The organism is uncultured Polaribacter sp. (assembly GCF_947497125.1).
Taxonomy (GTDB): Bacteria; Bacteroidota; Bacteroidia; order Flavobacteriales; family Flavobacteriaceae; genus Polaribacter.
The window spans coordinates 51,282-67,677 of the sequence record NZ_CANMFI010000001.1 but is presented as its reverse complement, the minus strand read 5'-3'; the positions used below and the strand labels follow the sequence as shown (position 1 = coordinate 67,677).

Below are 16,396 nucleotides of genomic sequence, written 5' to 3'. Positions count from 1 at the left end.
AAAAATAATTGTCAATTTACATGCCATTGATACATTATCTGACATATTTGCAAAGTTACAACAAACCAAAATACCTCACAGGTTTTAAAACCTGTGAGGTATGTATATAAATATCTAAGAACCATTCAAACGTAAATACTTACATTTTTTTAAACCATATAGGAAAAATTATAGTTTATCATCAATGATACTTTGTACAACTTCCGGATTTAACAAAGTACTTGTATCTCCTAAATTATCCATTTCATTACAGGCAATTTTACGTAAAATACGTCTCATAATTTTACCTGAACGTGTTTTTGGCAAGCCTTCTGAAAACTGAATTTTATCTAATTTTGCAATCGGACCAATTCTGTCTGTAATTAATTGATTGATTTCTTTACGAAGATTGTCATGATTTCTGGTTTCGCCAGTTTCTTTTAAAGTGATGTAACCATACAATGCACTTCCTTTTATGTCATGCGGAAAACCAACAATGGCAGACTCTGCAACTGCCGGATGCTCGTTGATGGCATCTTCTATTGGAGCAGTCCCTAAATTATGACCAGAAACTATAATTACATCGTCTACTCTACCTGTAATTCGGTAATAACCAACCTCATCTCTCAAGGCGCCATCACCAGTAAAATACATGTTTTCGTATGCAGAAAAATAGGTTTCTTTGTAACGCTCATGGTTTCCCCAAATGGTTCTTGCCATACTTGGCCACGGAAACTTGATACACAAACGACCATCTACCTGATTTTCTTTTAACTCTTGTCCGTTTTCATCCATCAATGCAGGCTGAATTCCTATAAAAGGCAAGGTTGCATAGGTTGGTTTTGTAGGTGTTACGTAAGGTATTGGGGTAATCATCATTCCACCAGTTTCTGTTTGCCACCAAGTATCTATAATCGGACTTTTATTTTTACCAACATTGTCGTTATACCAATGCCAAGCTTCTTCATTAATCGGTTCTCCTACAGAACCCAAAACTTTTAAAGAGGTTAAATCGTACTGATCTACCAGTTCAGATCCATGTTTTGCCAAGGCTCTAATAGCGGTTGGCGCTGTATAAAATTGATTTACTTTGTGTTTTTCGATAATTTGCCAAAATCGACCAAAATCTGGATAACTAGGCACACCTTCGAACATTAATGTAGTGGCTCCGTTTGCTAATGGACCGTAAACAATGTAAGAATGCCCGGTAATCCAACCAATATCGGCTGTACACCAATACACCTCATTTTCTCTGTACTGAAAAGCATTTTTAAAGGTATAAGCGGTATAAACCATATACCCTGCTGTAGTATGTACCATACCTTTCGGTTTGCCTGTAGAACCTGAAGTGTACAGTATAAATAATGGATCTTCTGCATCCATAATTTCTGGATTACAATCTGTCGAAGCTTCGTCTAACAAAGGCTGTAGCCATTTATCTCTACCAGCTTTCATATGTACAGTTGTATTGGTTCTTTTAGCAACCAAAACGGTTGCTACGCCTGGGCAATCTTCTAAAGCTTCATCTACAATTCCTTTTAAATCGATGGTTTTTTTACCTCTAAAAGAGCCGTCTGTGGTAATGACCAACTTACAGTCTGAATCGTTGATTCTTGTTGCCAGTGCTGTTGATGAAAACCCTGCAAAAACTACTGAATGTATGGCACCAATTCTTGCACAAGCCAACGTTGCTATTGCCAATTCTGGTATCATTGGCACATAGATACAAACCCTATCTCCTTTGCCAATGTTATTGGCTTTTAACACATTTGCAAACTGATTAACTCTTTGATGCAATTGCTTATAGGTAATATGCTCTGCAGGTTCTTTTGGGTCGTTGGGCTCAAATAAAATAGCCGTTTTATCGCCTTTTGTTGTTAAATGCCTATCTATACAATTTTCTGTAATATTTAATTGAGCGCCTTGAAACCATTTTACTTCGGGCTTTTTAAAATCCCATTCTAAAACTTTGTCCCATTTTTTACGCCAAACAAAGTGCTCTTCGGCAATTTCTTCCCAAAAAACTTCAGGCTCTCTAATCGATTTTCTATAGACTTTATAATATTCTTCTAAATGTTTTATATGATAATTACTCATAATTTTATTGTTTAATTTTATTAAAAAAAATAACACACAATAGTATCTTTATGTAAAAATTTCTTTCCCGAAAATTTTACATGTACGTACCTTTATTTTTTTGTTAAAAGCTTGTTTTTGTTTGAGTTTAATAAACCAAACCAATTTGGATTTAAAAATTTAAGTTTGATAAGCGCCCATAAGATAGACACAAAAGAAAGCCCCAATACAATAGAAAGAACTGGGTCTATGTTTTTAGTACTTTCAAATTTAAATCGAAAGTATAAAGTAGTAATTGCATAGATACTTATAAAAATATCTGATGCAAGTGCATTAAGTTGAAATTTCATAATAAAAAACGTTAATTAAATTCAGTTTGTTTGCACACAAAACCAATACTTAATTTAGTAGTTCTAGAATTTCTGAAACTATTTTTTTTACAGAAAAAGGTTTTGTAATATATGAATCGGCTCCTAATTTCAAACCTTTTTCTATGTCTGAAGCCTTATTTTTTGCAGATAAAAATACAACTTTTGTTGCTGTTAAATTTACCGTTTCTTTAATTTTCTTTATGGTTTGATACCCATCTACATTGGGCATCATTACGTCTAAAATAATTGCATCGGGTATTTCACCATTTAAAATACTAAAAACCTCGCTACCATCTCTTGCAATAAAAACTTCAAAATTTTGTTTTTTAAACGCATATTCTAAAGACATTACTATGTTTGGCTCATCATCAACAATTAAAATCTTTCTTTTCATAGCAAGTTATAAAATTAACTAAAAGGAATGGTAAAAACAAATTTAGCACCCTTTTTCTGCTGTTTTTCTGCCCAAATTGTCCCCTGATGCAATGCAACAATTTGTTTTGTAATTGCCAATCCCAATCCACTTCCTTGTGGCTTAATTGTATTTTGATGTTTGGATTGGTAAAACTTATCGAAAATAAAATTAAAATCTTCTTCTAAGATACCCTTTCCGTTGTCTGTTATCGAAATTTCCGCCCTATTATTACCTAGTTTACAATCAATTACAATCTTACCCTCTGCTGCCGGACAAAATTTTATTGCATTTGAGATTAAATTGGTTAAAACTTGGTGAATTTTATCATCATCATACACCAATAAAAATTTATGCGGATTATTATTGACAATCTGTACCCCTTTTTTAACTGCTATTTGAGATACACTTGCCAGAACTTTTTGAATTGTTTTTTGCAAATCTTGAAGTTTTAAATCTAAAAACAACTTGCCTGTTGCTAATTTTTCAAAATCTAGAATATTGTTTATCAATCTACCCAATCGATCAGAATCTTGTAAAATATTGGTTAAAAATTGTTTTTTTAACTCGGTTGGCATTTCTTCTAAATCGTCTATCAATAGTTCTGTTGATGCCCTAATACCTGTAATTGGTGTTTTTAATTCATGGGCAACAGTGTCTAAAAATTCGTCTTTTTGCTTGTCTTTTACCACCAACTCTTCATTTACATTTTTTAATTCTGATGAAATTTTAGAGAGCTGCGTTGTCTTTTCTAACAATACCTTATTATTGATAATGTTTTCTTTAGATTCTTCTAATATTTTTAAAACTTCTCTTAAACTTATTTCTTCCTCTTTTACCACGCTTGCAATTAATATTTTTGCGGATGCACTACCAATATTTCCTGTTAGTAATTTTTCTGAAAAATTTATCAAACGTGCATCTGCCAACTGCGTGTTCTTATCTATATTGTATTTTCTAAAAAATAAATCTAGCGCTCTATTGGCTTTTTGATTTCCTAAAAAACGTATCAATACATTTTTAATATCTTTAACATAAGCCTCTCCTTTCCAAACAAACGCATTGTCTTGTAAATTACTAAAGCTACTACTTTGTACAAACATTTCTGCATAATTACGCTCTCTGTAATTACTTTTTAAAGCCAATGAAAATATTAAATAACAAATGGTGTTTAATGACAAACTCCAAAAGAAAGCATGTGCTGGCGGACTTAAAAAATTGATGTTCAATAATTGGTGTGGTTTTAAATACGCCACATCAAACAATCCATTGTCTATAAAGTTGTTATTTCCTGTGTAAGCAAACAAGGTAAAAGGAAGAATTAAGGTATAACTTACAATTAAAAAGCCAACTATAATACCAATTATAGATGCTTTAGAGGAACCGCGATTCCAGAACAAACCGATAAAAAAAGAAGGTGCTAATTGTGCAATTATAACAAAAGAAATAAGCCCTATTGAATACAAAGAAAGCTCTTTAGAAAAAGAAACATAGAAAAAATAAGCCGCTATTATGATGGTGAAAATAGAGATCCTTCTAATATTTTTAATGTACTTAGAGTTTCTATTCGTTTCATTTTTTTTGAACATATTTAAAAATCCATACGGAATTATTAAATTATTACTAACCATTGTAGAAAGTGCTAAGGTAGATACAATTACCATAGAAATAACTGCAGAAAATCCGCCTAAAAAAACCAAGGTTGCTAAAAATACATTGCCTTGTTTTAAGGGTAATAAAAGAGAGTAATATTCTGTAGTTGAAGCATCGCCAAAGGTTAATTTACCTGCCCAAGCTATAAAAATTACAAAAACATTAAATAGCAACAAATACAACGGAAACAACCAAATAGCCTTTTTTAAATGACGCTCTCTGTTGTTCTCTAATACTGAAACCTGAAACTGTCTTGGTAATAAAAAAATAGCAAAAAAAGATAACGAAATCATAAAAAGCCAGTTTAACCCATCTTCTACTCCGCTAAAATTGGTGAGTGTTTTAAAATTTTCTTTCACAGACATTTGCTGATGAATATCTACAGTGCCATCAAACAAATAAAAAGTAACATATACACCAATAATTAAAAAGAAAACAAGTTTTAAAACAGACTCGAACGCCACGGAGGCAATAATACCTTTATGACTTTCTGATGCATCTGTTTTTTGAGTACTAAAAAAAGTCGCAAAAATAGCCAGTAACAATGCCACATAAAATGTAGAATCGTCTAAAATATTTGTAGATGTGTAACTAGTATTGTCCGTCATAATTTCAAACGTTTCAGAAACTGCTTTTAACTGCAATGAAATATAGGGCAACGTAGCAAATAGACAAATTAAGGTTACCAAAGCACCTAAAAAACGATTGTTACCATAACGTAGAGAAATAAAATCTGCAATAGAAGATATTTTATTTTGTTTAGAGATTCTTATAATTTTTTTAAGTAAAAGAATCCATAATGGCGCAGAAATAACTGGACCTAAATAAATTGGCAAAAAATCTACACCACTATTTGCTGCAATACCAACACTACCATAATAAGTCCAAGCAGAGCAATACACAGCCAAAGAAAGTGTGTACACATAAGGGTTGTTTACCCACTTGGTATTTTTCTTTTTCTCCGCTAAAAAAGCGATGTAAAAAAGCAATCCTAAATAAATAATGATGATAAAAAAAAGTGTAAAATTATTCATAATAACGATTTAACACGATATAAGAAACAATAATTGAAACCAGCCAAATAGAAAAAATAGAGAAATATAATGTTGGAAAACCAAGTACGTTTCCATCAATATTAAAAATTAACACAAAGGGAATATTGAATAACAATAGAATAATTATTGAAAGGATGACTAATTTTTGTGCATGGTGTTTTTTCATCTTAAAATAGCTGTTGTAAAAAAATTTTGAACAATATAAGAAATCAGTATTACAAAATGTAATACTGATTTCTAAAAAATAAATTCTAACTTATTTTTATTACTTAATGATCTGAAGCTTCGCCTGCGCCAGAAGGTATTCTAATACTTTCTACCATTTGTTGCACTTCTACTGGTGGTGCAGCAGTAAGTCTAGAAACAACTACAGAAATTACAAAATTAACAAGCATTGCAATGGTACCAAAACCTTCAGGAGAAGTACCGAACCACCAATCTTCTTTTGTACCGCCGCCAAACATATCTAGTTTGTATTTCATCATGTAAAAAAGCATCAAACAAATACCAACTACCATACCTGCAATGGCTCCTTCTTTATTCATTCTCTTATCGAAAATACCTAAAATAATAGCCGGAAAAAATGAGGCTGCTGCCAAACCAAATGCTAGCGCTACCACCGCGGCCACAAAACCTGGTGGATTTAGACCAAAATACCCCGCAATAATAATTGCACCAAGTATGCTTAATCTTGCAGCTAGCAATTCTCCTTTTTCAGAAATGTCTGGTTTTAATTGTTTTTTGATTAAATCATGCGAAACAGAGGTAGAAATTACCAATAACAAACCTGCAGCTGTAGATAAAGCTGCCGCTAAACCACCCGCAGCTACTAACGCAATTACCCAATTTGGCAAGTTGGCAATTTCTGGATTTGCCAATACCATAATATCTCTGTCTACATACAATTCGTTTATTGTAGCCATGTTTGCATTCGAAATTAAACGCTCTCCGTGTGTACCTCTTGCTTCAATATATATTGGTTTTTTACCATCTAAAGCATTTCCTGCGATGTATTGTATTTTACCATCTCCGTTTTTATCTGTCCAAGAAATTAAACCTGTGTTTTCCCAATTCTTAAACCATTCAGGAATTTCAGAATAATTTTTCTCACTAACCGTTTCAATTAAATTTGTTCTAGAAAAAACTGAAATAGCTGGTGCTGTGGTATATAAAATTGCAATTAAAAACAATGCATACCCTGCAGATTTACGTGCATCTTTTACTTTAGGAACCGTAAAGAAACGAACTATTACGTGAGGCAACCCTGCAGTACCAGCCATTAAGGCTAACGTAATTGCAAAAACATCCCAAGTAGATTTTGTACCACTTGTGTATTCATTAAAACCAAGTTGTACGTGTAATTTATCTAGTTTATCGAGTAAAAACTCACCACCTTCTACCGTACCTCCCATACCAATTTGTGGAATAATATTACCAGTCATTTGCATAGAGATAAAAAATGCAGGCACCATAAATGCGAAAATCAATACACAATATTGTGCTACTTGAGTATATGTAATTCCTTTCATTCCGCCTAAAAAAGCAAAAACCAAAACTACGGTCATCCCAATTAAAACACCCCAAACGATTTCTACCTGTAAAAATTGAGAAAATACAATTCCTACACCTCTCATTTGACCAGCAACATAGGTAAATGAAACTATTAAAGCACAAAATACAGCAACTGTTCTTGCAGTATGAGAATAATACCTGTCTCCAATAAAATCAGGCACTGTAAACTTCCCGAATTTTCTTAAATAAGGTGCTAATAACAATGCCAGTAATACATAGCCACCAGTCCATCCCATTAAATAGACAGAACCATCATACCCTGCAAAGGAAATAATACCTGCCATACTTATAAAAGAGGCAGCAGACATCCAATCTGCGGCAGTTGCCATACCATTTGCTAAGGGAGAAACACCTCCGCCAGCAACATAAAATTCTTTTGTAGAACCTGCTCTTGCCCAAATTGCGATTCCAAAATAAAGGGCAAAAGTAATTCCTACTAATATCCAAGTCCAAGTTTGTACACTCATAATAAATATATTTTTAAAAGTTTAGTGGTTTATTCGTCAAAACCGTATTTCTTATCTAATTTGTTCATCAATCTTACATATACAAAAATCAGTATTACAAATACATAAATAGATCCTTGTTGTGCAAACCAAAAGCCTAATTTAAAGCCTCCTAGTCGTAGTTGATTTAATTCTTCTCTGAATAGTATTCCGCATCCAAAAGAAACGACAAACCAAATTGACAGTAAAATAATTAAGTACTTTAGGTTCTGTTTCCAATACGCAGTTGCGTGTTCTTGTTTATTGCTCATCTTTTTTGTTTTTATAAATAAATCATTGCTTGTAAAGTAATTGCACTTGTAGCGGTGCCAAAATCTTGATTTTTATACTCTAATGTTAGTTTAGAGTGATGACCGCTTAAATACGCGTTTACACCCAAGCCAAGTATATTTCTGTTATTAGAAGTAGCATCATAAGTATTGTTACCATAAGAAACATAAGGCTGATATCTGGTCTTTGAAGTATCGCCAGCAAAAACATATCCTACATGAGAATACACCATGCTACCTGTACCATAAGCACTGTATAAATAATTTTCTCCGTAATTGTTAGCTTGATAAGTTGCATAAGCCGTTAATGCGCTGCCATCGTCTCCTAAAGGGGTATCATAAAAAGCATCAATAGCAAATATAGATACGTCTTCGCCTACAGCATTGCCGCTTTCTAACTTTACAGCACCATTAGGATGTAAGAAAAAACCTGCCCCAACATTAAAAACTTTTTTTCCGCCTAAATAACTACCTACCTTAAAGGGTAAGAAATTAGATTCTTGACTTAAAAAATTGTATTCGAAATAACCTGCAAATGTTTTACCTGCATCTTTGGTACCTAATATATTTGTACCACCGTACACTGCTTGTCCGCTTACTGCAGGCCTATCATCTAAACCATTTGCAATAGCATCGTTAATAGCAACTCTATACTGTAATTTACCAAACTTCCCTTTCATAAAAACACCTACATGTCTTGCAAATTGGTCTGACAAGCCAATGGTAGCCCATGACTGTCTGTTATTATCTAAGGTCATCATATTTAATGTACTTTGGTTATTTAACCTAGAAATACCATTAAAATAATGCAATCCCGCACCTACAGCATGGTTTTCACCTATACTGTATTGTGCCCAAACGTCATGAAAAAACAATTGAGAACCTGTACCTTTTCCTGTTGGAGAAAGCGTGTTGGCGTTTAAGCTATTTAGACCAAAATGGGTAAGTATTAAAAATTTGTCTGTAATTTGAGAGAACATTAAAATACGTGCTCTTCTTAAATTGAAACTTGTATTGCTTGATGTTGCAGCGGCATCATTATTATAAGTAGCTTGTACTTGTGCCCAAGAAATTAAACGAAGGTATTTTTTTCCGTCTTCGTCAAATTTAATTTTAAGACCGCCATTGTAATCAGGCGATCCTTGAGCACTTACAAATTGAGAGGATGCGAGTAGCAATCCTATCAAGAATAGTTTTTGTAATCTCATTAATTTAAGTGTTTAGTTAGTAATTGATTGATTTTGTGTGCCTCGCTAAACTCTTAAAAATAATTAGTTAAAAAAATATTTATATAGTTATTTGTTAATTATATATACTAATCCCTAAATCGCTCCCATTTAATAAGCATAAACTTATCTCCTAACTCTGTTACCACTACTCCTGCCCCTTTTATATTTTTAGGATCTTGAAAATAAGAACTCAACTCTGCCGCATTAAAAATTTTATAACTAGGGTGATAATTAGAATTATACGGTCTTTTGATGTTGTATTTTTTAACCCAATTCATGATACTCACATGAGAAACTCCTAGAATTCTCTCAATTTCACGATACGTCAATCCCTCAAGGTATAACTGCAAGGATTTATTCACATAATAATCATCAATCTTTTTACCTATCTTATTTACAGTGAAAAAATAATTGCATTTTTTGCATTTGTAACGCTGTCTATTTTTTATTATTCCACTCTTAATGTAACTATTAGAGTTGCAATTTGGGCAAGATTCTATATTCATATATATAAATTTAGCATAAATATACTAAATTAGCATTAATAACAAAAATGTTTATTTAATTAATGGGTATACTAAACAGTTTTTGTTTCTTTGAAACTACAAATACGAAAAACCCAATGCTAGAAAATTTTTATCTACTACTTTTTCTATTTTTTACAATTGCAGTACTCTACTCTTCTGTTGGTTTTGGAGGTGGCTCTGGATATTTAGCCATTTTAGCACTTACAAGCATGGCTTTTACAGAAATTAGAACAACAGCGTTGTTGTGCAATATTTTAGTAGTATCTGGCAATAGCTATATGTTTCAAAAACAAAAAGCAATTGTTTGGAAAAAAATTATACCGCTTGTTCTTTTTAGCATTCCGTTTTCTTTTTTAGGCGGAAAGCTTAAAATTAGTCAAAGTTTCTTTTTTATACTACTTGGTTTCACCCTTTTGTTTGCGGCTGTTAGCATGTTTATTTCTAAAATTAATAACAAACCTCTTAAATTTAAAGAATATAAAATTATTAATGCTGGCTTCGGAAGCGTTATCGGTTTTATATCTGGAATGGTAGGTATTGGTGGTGGCGTTTTTTTAGCTCCAGTACTTCACCTTACAAATTGGAATACTCCTAAAAAAATTGCCGCTACAGCAAGTGTCTTTATTTTACTAAACTCGATAGCTGGTCTTATTGGGCAATCTACAAATTCTGACTTTACAATAAACTGGCAATTAACCTCTGTACTATTAGTAACTGTATTTATAGGAAGCCAAATTGGGAATAGACTTCGCAATAACTACTTTAGCCCTGTTTTGTTAAAAAAAGCAACTGCACTATTAATTGCTTTTGTAGGTATTAGAATTTTATGGAAATATTTATTTCTGTAAACATGACTTACAAATAAAGATTAAAAGATTCAGCAACAAATCAATAGACTTAAAAATCAAGATAATACAACAACCTTTTTCTACTTCTTTTTTAAGTTAAATTTAAGTTTTGTTTAAACAAATAAAACCTGTCTTTATGATGTAGCATTAATAATGCTATAAAGATACTTCTCGCTAAGCTAATTGTTTAGAATAGTTGGTTTTAGTGAAACAATAGGCGTTTTTGGTTGATTGATAAACCGTTGCCAGTAAACGGTTTTTTTATGAAATTTCTAAGATTGAATCTTGAATTCTCTGTATTATAATTTGAAGAATTCTTCTATGTATTTCTGAAGAATTTGGAGCATACAATTGATATTCTTCCTCTGAAAATGCTCCAACAATACATCCTAAAGTAAAATTCTTATAATTAATGTCTTTGGTAAAAACACCTTTTATTTTACTTCTTTTCTTTTGGTCGGTAAGACTTGTAAAATCTATTTTTCTTTTTTGTAAGTAGTTTTTAAAAGAATGTATCAACAAACTATGTTGCATTTTAATAACAGGACGTAAAGTGGTGTTCTGAAAAATCTCTAATTCAGACATATTCTCTTTCAATAGGTTTTCTAAAACCGGTCTCTCTTTATTCATTATCTAACAAATTATCTACTTCTAATTGAAAATCGTACTGTAAATCTTCATGCAACTTTTCAATGGCTTTTTTAGCCATTCTTAACTGCGTATCAAAAACATTTTGCAACTGAACACTTCTTTTTATAGAAGGCCTAAACGCTTTTAATTTGGCACAAAAATACAATAACAACTCCACCTCTGTTTCTTTCTTTTTTGAATACCGTATGTGCTTTTTAATGCCTGTTAATATTTTACGCATACTTTTTCTAATGTAATAAAAACTATGGGTGTTAATTTCATCAAACTGAACATCTACCTCTTCTTTTAGGGTTACTATATAGCCATCTTCGTCATGCGACTCAAACAATACATAGGTTAAAAGCTCTTTGTTTTCTTTTTTAAAACGCGCCAAATGCAAACACAACTCTTTTAAATCTTGAGCAGATTTATGAGCTAATTCGTCTTTAAGTTGTTTTATAGTTACGGCTTTCATTATAAAAAAACCTCAAAAGTTAAAAACCTTTGAGGTTTGTAGTTTTATTTATCAAAAATTACTTTAATTGTATTCTAGCTTATTAAAGCTACTTACTGAATACTTGGCACTTGCACTACTTCATTTACATCTGCGGCATAATCTACGGCAGCAACTTTAAATCCGAATAGATTATAAAAATCGTTGCTATACCCTTCTAAATCTCCTATTTCAGATAAGTTTTCTGTGGTTGCTTTTTCCCAAAGACTTGCAACTTCTGCTTGCACATCTTCTCTCATTTCCCAATCGTCTATTCTAATTCTTCCCTTAGCATCTAAAGCTAAATCGCGACCAAATAAACGCTGACTATACAAACGCTGAATTTGCTCGATACAACCTTCATGAATTCCTTTCGATTTCATAATTTTATATAACAAAGAAATGTACAACGGAATTACAGGAATAGCAGAACTAGCCTGAGTTACCAATGCCTTATTTACAGACACATATGCTTTACCATCAATTGATTTTAATGCATCTGCAATCGTAAAAGCAGTTGCCTCTAAATGATCTTTTGCAGCACCAATAGTACCATTTCTATAAACTGGCTTTGTAACTTCTGGGCCAATGTAAGAATATGCAACCGTTGTTGCTCCGTTTGCTAATAAATTTTCAGCTTGCAAAGCATCCATCCACATTTTCCAATCTTCACCACCCATTACAGTTACTGTATTTTCTACATCATCTCCTTCTGCAGGATTTATAGAAATTTCTGATACATTTCCGGTATGAAAATCTACTGTTTTATTAGAAAAAACATCGCCAATTGGTTTTAAAACCGATTTATACCTTTTTCCGGTTGTTGGATGCGTTCTTACAGGTGATGCTAAACTGTAAATTACCAAATCTATTTGACCTAAATCTTCTTTAATCAACTGAATTACCTCTTCTTTGATCTCATTAGAAAAAGCATCTCCGTTTACACTTTTTGCATACAAACCAGCTGCATTTGCATGTTTTTCGAAAGCAGCAGTATTGTAATAACCTGGCGACCCTGGTCTGCCTTCTGTACCTGGCTTGTCAAAGAAAACACCAATTGTAGCAGCATCTGAACCAAAAGCACTTGAAATTCTAGATGCCAATCCAAATCCTGTTGATGCCCCAATAACTAATACTTTTTTAGCGCCTTCAATTTTTCCTTTAGATTTTACATATTCAATTTGATTGATCACGTTTTGTTCGCATCCTGTTGGGTGCGATGTTAAACAAATAAATCCTCTTGTTCTTGGTTCTATAATCATTTTTGTGTGTTTATTTTTAACTAGTTACTTTAAAACAGTAACAAAGTTAACTATTTATTGATTTTTATTTTAAGTTGCTGCTTGCCCTAATTTTAGGTATTAAAGTAAGCTGTATTTATTTTGATAAAAAAGAATTTACATTCGTTTCAATTCTCTTTAAAACATTTTCTGTAGATGCTTTTACAAAAGTTTCTCCTGTAATTTGCTCATACAATTCTATGTATCTATTCGAAATTTCAAGCACTTTTTCATCTGTCATTTCTGGCACTTGCTGGCCTTCTTTTCCTTGAAATCCATTTTCTATCAACCATTGTCTTACAAATTCTTTAGACAATTGTTTTTGTGGTACTGCTTTATCTTGTCTTTCTTGATATCCGTCAGCATAAAAATATCGCGAAGAGTCTGGGGTATGAATTTCATCAATCAAAACAATTTTACCTTCTTTTGTTTTTCCGAATTCGTATTTTGTATCTACCAAAATCAACCCTCTTTTTGCAGCAATTTCTGAACCTTTGGTAAATAATTTACGCGTATATTCTTCTAAAACTAAATAATCTGCTTCAGAAACAATTCCTTTTGCTAAAATTTCTTCACGAGAAATATCTTCATCATGTTCGCCATTATCTGCTTTTGTAGATGGCGTAATTATTGGCGTTGGAAATTTATCGTTCTCTTTTAAACCTTCTGGCATTGCAACACCACAAAGAATTCTTTTACCCAGCTTGTATTCTCTGGCTGCGTGCCCAGACAAATAGCCTCTAATTACCATTTCTACTTTAAATGGTTCGCATAAATGACCAACGGCTACATTTTCATCTGGATTGGCAACTAACCAATTCGGAACAATGGCTGCTGTTTCATGCATCATTTTAGTTGCAATCTGATTCAGAATTTGCCCTTTAAACGGAATTTGACGTGGTAAAACAACATCAAAAGCAGACAATCTGTCTGTAGCAATCATTACCAAAAGATGGTTGTCTATATTATAAACCTCTCTTACTTTACCTATATAAAGCGACTTCTGCTTAGGAAATTGTAGATTGGTATTGTTTATTGTGTTCATTAATTTAAGATAATAGTTTGTGGTTGTTGGTTGCAAAAATAGGCTTTCAAATTTATTTTTTTTGAGATTTGAAGTAGTTTTTTATCTGCTGTCTTTGTAAAGAATAGATGTCTGTTGTTTTTTCTATTTCTTCAATTATAATTAATGATACTCTTTTTACTTCATTAGATGCTGTAAAGTCATCATTTGCAATATCTAACCCATAAAATAGAGACACTAAACTACTCAAAATCATCACATCTACTCCTTTTATTTTATTGATCAGTTCTGCATTGTTCAGTTTTAATAACTCATAAAAACCGAAATCTAATTTCTCCTTTAATTGTTTATCTATGGTATCTCTATAAGCTTCCGAGCTTCCGCCTGTAGCAATTTTATTAATTAATTCTCTAATAAATTGTGTTATTCTCTGAACCTCTCTTTCAATAAAATCGTTCTTATACTCCATAAACCAAAAACCAATTATTCTGTCTCGATGCTCTTATAGGCAGAAATTATTTGTTTTACCAATCGATGTCTTACCACATCTTTATCATCTAAATAGACTTGTGCAATGCCTTCAATGTCTTTTAGTGCAAGTAAAGACTCTTTTAACCCAGAAACTTGTTTTCTAGGTAAATCTATCTGACCAGGATCTCCAGTAATAATAAACTTGGCGCTTTTTCCCATTCTAGTCAAAAACATTTTCATTTGATTGTGAGTGGTATTTTGTGCTTCATCTAAAATTACAAATGCATTGTCTAAAGTTCTACCTCGCATAAACGCCAAAGGTGCAATTTGTATGACACCTTTTTCTAAGTGAGACTCTAACCTTTCATGCGGAATCATGTCTCGTAAGGCATCGTACAACGGCTGCATGTACGGGTCTAATTTTTCTTTTAAATCACCAGGTAAAAAACCTAAATTTTCACCAGATTCTACTGCTGGTCTCGTTAAAATAATACGTCTAACCTCTTTTTCTTTAAGTGCTTTTACAGCCAAAGCAACAGCGGTGTAAGTTTTACCAGTACCTGCAGGTCCAACAGCAAATAACATGTCATTTTTTGCCATTAAAGTAACCATTTTGCGTTGGTTTTCGGTTTGGGCTTTAATCAATCTACCAGAAACACCATGTACCAAAACTTCTTTAGAGTTTTTTGATGCTGCGAGTTTTTCGTCATTTCCTGTAGAAGTTAAAATACGCTCTATGCTATTTTCATCTAATTTATTGTAGCGATTGAAATACTTTATCAACCTCTCCATACGAATTTCAAATTCATCCAATACATCAGATGCACCATAAATTTTCATATGAGAACCTCTAGCAACAATCTTTATTTTTGGGAAATATCTTTTTAATTGCTCTATGGTACTATTGTTTGTACCAAAAAAATCTTTTGGATTTATTTCTTCTAACTCTATAATGCGTTCGTTCAAATGTTTATTTTTAATTGTTAAAAAGCATTTTTAATTTCATTTAAAAATAATGAATAAAATTTCTAAATTGATTAGATTTGCGTAAAATAATTCAGAACTTTTACACAACTTAATTAACAGCAGTAAATAAATGTCTATTATAACTCTTACTACAGATTTTGGCACCAAAGACCACTTTGTTGGCGCTGTTAAAGGAGCTATCTATACAGAGTTACCTGAAGCTAAAATTGTAGATATTACTCATGAAATATCTCCGTTTAACATTACAGAAACTGCTTATATTATTAAAAATTCTTACAAGAGTTTCCCTAAAGGAACGGTGCATATTGTTGGGGTAGATTCTGAGTTAAGTGAAGAAAACAAACACATTGCTTTAGAATTAGACGGTCATTTTTTTGTATGCCCAGACAATGGTTTAATTTCTATGATTGCAGCAGAAATTAAACCTGCTAAAATTGTAGAAATAAATATTCATGACCGCATAGAAAGTAGTTTTCCTGTGTTAGATGTTTTTGTGCAAGTTGCTTGTTTTATTGGCAGAGGCGGCAATTTAACAGTTATTGGAAAGGAAATTACAGACTATAAAAAAATTACTGAAATTCAGCCCAAAGTAAATCAAACAGAAAACCAAATTGTTGGTGGCGTTATTTACATTGACAATTACGGAAATGCAATTTCAAATATTAGTGAAAAAATGTTTGCTGATGTTGGCAAAGGAAGAGATTTTAAAATTATTTCTAAAAAACATGAATTTACTAAAATATTTTCGAAGTATAACGAAATTGCTAGCAATAGCGGTTATAGCAATCAGCAATTTGAGGGTCAAAAATTAGCCCTTTTTAACTCTGCTTCATATTTAGAAATTGCTATTTACAGAAGTAATTCTGATACTGTTGGTGGTGCAAATTCTTTATTAGGACTTGAATATAGAGATATTATTGTAATCAATTTTATAGACACTCCTAAAAGTGAATACACTACTTTAAATTAATATGCATTTTTAAAAAGAGTTAAACTTTAAAACTAATAAAAACA

16 protein-coding genes are annotated in these 16,396 nt (G+C 32.1%); 2 read left to right on the top strand and 14 right to left on the bottom strand.

Annotated features, from left to right (window positions below):
• Positions 1–168 precede the first annotated feature (168 nt).
• The 8 genes from acs to Q0678_RS00290 form a co-directional block, all read right to left on the bottom strand.
• Complete coding sequence (gene acs / locus Q0678_RS00325; protein WP_299053742.1) at positions 169–2,079, bottom strand: acetate--CoA ligase; 1,911 nt, start codon at positions 2,077–2,079, stop codon at positions 169–171.
• Positions 2,080–2,168: 89 nt separating this feature from the next.
• Positions 2,169–2,405, bottom strand: a complete 237-nt coding sequence (locus Q0678_RS00320) for a hypothetical protein (RefSeq protein WP_299052319.1) — start codon at positions 2,403–2,405, stop codon at positions 2,169–2,171.
• A 49-nt stretch (positions 2,406–2,454) separates the two neighbouring features.
• On the bottom strand, positions 2,455–2,820 hold the full coding sequence (locus tag Q0678_RS00315; protein ID WP_299052317.1) for a response regulator: 366 nt from the start codon (positions 2,818–2,820) through the stop codon (positions 2,455–2,457).
• 14 nt (positions 2,821–2,834) lie between these two features.
• On the bottom strand, positions 2,835–5,525 hold the full coding sequence (locus Q0678_RS00310) for a sensor histidine kinase (RefSeq protein ID WP_299052315.1): 2,691 nt from the start codon (positions 5,523–5,525) through the stop codon (positions 2,835–2,837).
• Between the two features lie 290 nt (positions 5,526–5,815).
• Entirely contained in the window at positions 5,816–7,585 is a 1,770-nt protein-coding gene (locus tag Q0678_RS00305) for a sodium:solute symporter family protein (protein WP_299052313.1), read from the bottom strand.
• Positions 7,586–7,614: 29 nt separating this feature from the next.
• Positions 7,615–7,875 (bottom strand): DUF4212 domain-containing protein, encoded by a 261-nt coding sequence (locus Q0678_RS00300; RefSeq protein ID WP_299052311.1) that lies wholly within the window; start codon positions 7,873–7,875, stop codon positions 7,615–7,617.
• An 11-nt stretch (positions 7,876–7,886) separates the two neighbouring features.
• Complete coding sequence (locus Q0678_RS00295; protein WP_299052309.1) at positions 7,887–9,101, bottom strand: hypothetical protein; 1,215 nt, start codon at positions 9,099–9,101, stop codon at positions 7,887–7,889.
• A gap of 107 nt (positions 9,102–9,208) precedes the next feature.
• Positions 9,209–9,628, bottom strand: coding sequence for a helix-turn-helix domain-containing protein (locus tag Q0678_RS00290; protein ID WP_299052308.1), 420 nt, complete (start codon positions 9,626–9,628; stop codon positions 9,209–9,211).
• A gap of 62 nt (positions 9,629–9,690) precedes the next feature.
• Between Q0678_RS00290 and Q0678_RS00285 the strand changes: the two genes are divergently transcribed.
• Positions 9,691–10,497, top strand: a complete 807-nt coding sequence (locus tag Q0678_RS00285) for a sulfite exporter TauE/SafE family protein (protein ID WP_299052306.1) — start codon at positions 9,691–9,693, stop codon at positions 10,495–10,497.
• A 261-nt stretch (positions 10,498–10,758) separates the two neighbouring features.
• Here Q0678_RS00285 and Q0678_RS00280 read toward each other — a convergent pair whose 3' ends face one another.
• The 6 genes from Q0678_RS00280 to Q0678_RS00255 form a co-directional block, all read right to left on the bottom strand.
• Positions 10,759–11,127: a glyoxalase gene (locus Q0678_RS00280; protein WP_299052304.1), complete on the bottom strand. Its 369-nt coding sequence runs from the start codon at positions 11,125–11,127 to the stop codon at positions 10,759–10,761.
• Complete coding sequence (locus tag Q0678_RS00275; RefSeq protein ID WP_299052302.1) at positions 11,120–11,602, bottom strand: hypothetical protein; 483 nt, start codon at positions 11,600–11,602, stop codon at positions 11,120–11,122. The genes Q0678_RS00280 and Q0678_RS00275 overlap by 8 nt, the downstream gene beginning before the upstream one ends.
• A gap of 92 nt (positions 11,603–11,694) precedes the next feature.
• Entirely contained in the window at positions 11,695–12,882 is a 1,188-nt protein-coding gene (gene fabV / locus Q0678_RS00270; RefSeq protein WP_299052300.1) for an enoyl-ACP reductase FabV, read from the bottom strand.
• 115 nt (positions 12,883–12,997) lie between these two features.
• A complete protein-coding gene (locus Q0678_RS00265) occupies positions 12,998–13,945 on the bottom strand; it encodes a phosphoribosylaminoimidazolesuccinocarboxamide synthase (protein WP_299052298.1) in 948 nt (315 codons plus the stop codon).
• Between the two features lie 52 nt (positions 13,946–13,997).
• Positions 13,998–14,393 (bottom strand): hypothetical protein, encoded by a 396-nt coding sequence (locus tag Q0678_RS00260; RefSeq protein ID WP_299052295.1) that lies wholly within the window; start codon positions 14,391–14,393, stop codon positions 13,998–14,000.
• A 14-nt stretch (positions 14,394–14,407) separates the two neighbouring features.
• Entirely contained in the window at positions 14,408–15,361 is a 954-nt protein-coding gene (locus Q0678_RS00255; RefSeq protein WP_299052293.1) for a PhoH family protein, read from the bottom strand.
• A gap of 130 nt (positions 15,362–15,491) precedes the next feature.
• Here Q0678_RS00255 and Q0678_RS00250 point away from each other — a divergent pair, with 130 nt between their 5' ends.
• Positions 15,492–16,352 carry an SAM-dependent chlorinase/fluorinase gene (locus Q0678_RS00250; RefSeq protein WP_299052290.1) on the top strand — a complete coding sequence of 287 codons (861 nt, stop codon included), beginning with the start codon at positions 15,492–15,494 and terminating at the stop codon, positions 16,350–16,352.
• Positions 16,353–16,396: the final 44 nt, after the last annotated feature.